This is a genomic window from Microcystis sp. M179S2, from assembly GCF_020245805.1.
Classification (GTDB): domain Bacteria; phylum Cyanobacteriota; class Cyanobacteriia; order Cyanobacteriales; family Microcystaceae; genus Microcystis; species Microcystis aeruginosa.
Genome location: NZ_JADBUE010000293.1, coordinates 1 through 2,926 on the forward strand (window position 1 = coordinate 1; position 2,926 = coordinate 2,926).

The 2,926-nt window shown below is 42.9% G+C and carries 4 protein-coding genes; all 4 read left to right on the plus strand.

The annotated features are described in order from the left end of the window. The coding region (locus IM500_RS17775; protein ID WP_287739203.1) for a hypothetical protein at positions 1-203 on the plus strand (203 nt) is incomplete at its 5' end. Between the two features lie 139 nt (positions 204-342). Then, positions 343-663: a hypothetical protein gene (locus IM500_RS17780; RefSeq protein ID WP_287739201.1), complete on the plus strand. Its 321-nt coding sequence runs from the start codon at positions 343-345 to the stop codon at positions 661-663. Positions 664-697: 34 nt separating this feature from the next. After that, positions 698-2,104 carry a lysozyme gene (locus IM500_RS17785; protein WP_190359825.1) on the plus strand — a complete coding sequence of 469 codons (1,407 nt, stop codon included), beginning with the start codon at positions 698-700 and terminating at the stop codon, positions 2,102-2,104. 83 nt (positions 2,105-2,187) lie between these two features. Beyond that, positions 2,188-2,619 carry a hypothetical protein gene (locus IM500_RS17790; RefSeq protein WP_044034714.1) on the plus strand — a complete coding sequence of 144 codons (432 nt, stop codon included), beginning with the start codon at positions 2,188-2,190 and terminating at the stop codon, positions 2,617-2,619. The last annotated feature ends 307 nt before the right edge of the window (positions 2,620-2,926 follow it).

The following is a 2,926-nucleotide window of genomic DNA, read 5'->3' on the forward strand; positions in this document are numbered from 1 at the left end:
CTAGGGCTGGCGGAAAAAGTTTTTCGGTGGTGGCAGGGTGTGGGGTGTGGGGTGGGGGGTGTGGGGTGTGGGGTGTGGGGTGTGGGGTGTGGGGTTTTATCGATTTTCAGGTGGTCAACTACCTAATTTTCAGGGAAAAAGTCCCGGAATTTTCCCCCCAATCACTCCAATGGTCGGCAATTTTTGAGAGAAAAAAAGTCTAAAAACCTTATCCAACAAGATTTTTAGATTTATTCAGCAAACCCTATCTAGGAATTTAGAGCCGTAAGTGTATAAGTTGATTTTGCTCACAACTACTAACGAGCAGAAGGAAGACAAAATGCCTAACTCTATCTTAAACCCATGAGGACACAACCCATGATCTCCCAATTCAAAAAAGATCCTAACACCACAACAGATGAAATTCTGGCAAAAGCTGCTGCCCACAATGATCTATTTTCTACCATAAGTGGCTCAATAGTTTCCATCGCGGGGGCAATCCTTCCTATGATCATCATGTTTTCTAATGCCCCAGAAAATGTGAAAATGGCTGCCCTTGCAGGTGGAGTGGTAACAGGAGGAGCAGGAGCCGTCATTGCTCGCCAGCAACCCCAATGCTTGCAACAAATAGCAAGCGAACGAATAAAACAACAATCTCAATCTTCTGACGAAGGACAATATTAACCTAGGACAATATTAACCCTGGAGGATTTTAATCATGGATATCAACCAAGAAGGACTAGATATCATCAAGCATTTTGAAGGATTCCGCGACAAAGCTTACATCTGCCCTGCTGGAGTTCTCACCATTGGCTATGGAACGACGGGCACTCGTGTAAGATCGGGAATGGTTATTGACAAGAAAACAGCAGAGCAGTGGTTGCTAGAAGATGTCAAGAAATTTGAAGATGGAGTAGAACGGCGGGTTAATGTGAAATTGGGGAGTAATCAGTTTAGTGCCTTAGTCTGCTTTGCTTACAACGTAGGGTTAGAAACAAATGGATTTGGCGGAAGCACTATGCTCCAAAAACTCAACAGTAGCAATTACACAGGGGCAGCCGCAGAGTTTGACAAATGGGTAAAAGGTGGCGGGAGGACTCTGCCAGGATTAGTGCGGCGGCGCAATTCAGAAAAAGCCTTGTTTCTGAAACCCGATGGAGCAATTATCAAAGAGGCGAATACCATCAAGCCCGTCCAAAGCAACCGCCTTCAGATTACTCAGCCTACCTACCTCAAAATCAAGACTTGCAGCCACGCTCAATTAGAGGAGAATAAAGAGAAAGTTGCTATGCCAGTAGGGTGTGAATTTCCTATTCTTACCTATGCCGAAGAGAAGGGACATATCAAGGTAACTTTTGGCGATCGAGATGGAGATATTAAGTTCGCCGGACGCAACACTTGGTATTTGTGGCACGAACATTTTAAGTTCGTCCAGGAATCATCTAACGGTAACGGGACGAACGGCACTACTCATAAGTCTGCTAAAGCTGAAACTTTGGCAGAGCAAGTAGCCCAGGCTTGTGAGAAAAGGAGATATCCCTTGCGGGAAGATGAGTGGAATTTGGTGGGAATTAGTGGGTTGTCTCCGAAAAGCAATCGCGTAGGCGCTTATGCCAAGGATACAACTCCAGACAAGTGGAACGATTCCATTGGGGTGATTGCCAAAGAAGATGGGGATTGGGAGTTTAAGTGCTTGTATTTGGGGACAACTGAGCCTGGAAAATCTTACACCTTCAACCCCATTAAAGGTACTAACGGTGTAGCCCGATTAGCTCTTGGATTTCATGAAGATTTGTGGCAATTCGGACTGCATAAAGGGTACGAGGCGCTGGTGCAAGCAGGTAAAGCACGGTTAGTGCGAGATACCAATAAAAATTTTCAGCGAGATGATAAGGAAACCTTGGAGCAAGGCAATGGAGTCAACCTGCATACTACCAAGACAACAGGGTGGAGCGGGAATGCCAGGAAAGACTCGATTGGACAGTGGAGTGCTGGGTGCAACGTGATTTTTGACCCCCAAGAGTTTAAAGAGTTGATGGCGCTCTTGAAGCGCTCTCCCCAGTACAAAATGAATCACGGTACCCGCTTCGATTATCGACTGCTATGGCATGAATGGTTGCAGTGAGATAAGCGGTTGCATCTTTAAATTTGAGACAGGGTTTCCTTTTTTGTACACTGCATTCTGCCCTGTTTTAACGAGAAATTTAAATGTCAACTAACTTATCCTTGGCGCGGTCAAAATTTGAAAATCTGCTAGTTCTAAATACTTCTGGAGGAATTATGGAATTATTGATTGTTCTGATAGTTGGTTCTGTTACTGGGCTGGGTGTCGGGTATGGATTATGTTTTTTCCTTCAACAAAAAAGTCTCAACAAAAAAGATGGCAAAATAAATCAAATAAGTGCCGCCTTTAAAAAGGAAAGATATTACAGTATTCAACTTGAAGAAATTCAAAAAATCAAGGAATACCGTGTATCTGAACTACAGAAAATCTTAGAATCTCGTTGGATGGCACTTGAAAAATTTGAGGAATTTCAGCTAAACAAACTTCAGAAACTGGAAGAATCTTATCGAGATCTAAGTTCTGATAAAATTGTAACAATTCAAGCATTAAATGGTGGCAGTAGAGAAGAATATTAAAGCCAACTTGACAATTCAATACTTCATTAGTCTTTTTCTGTTTACTGGGATGTCTTTAAGAAACAATCAAAACGCACACAAGAGAGGATGAATTATGGATCCAATTACTATTATTCTTACAGCATTGGCATCTGACGCAGCAAAACCTGTCCTTTCAGCCTTGGTAGAGCTGGACTTCCCCCATACAGAAATACTAAAAAATTAACAAAACCCTTACTGCAGGTCGCTTCTCAGAAAAAATTGAAAAGAGGCTACTGGGTACATTTTTCCCTTGAAAATGGCTGTACCGTTGACTGTATCTGGAGTA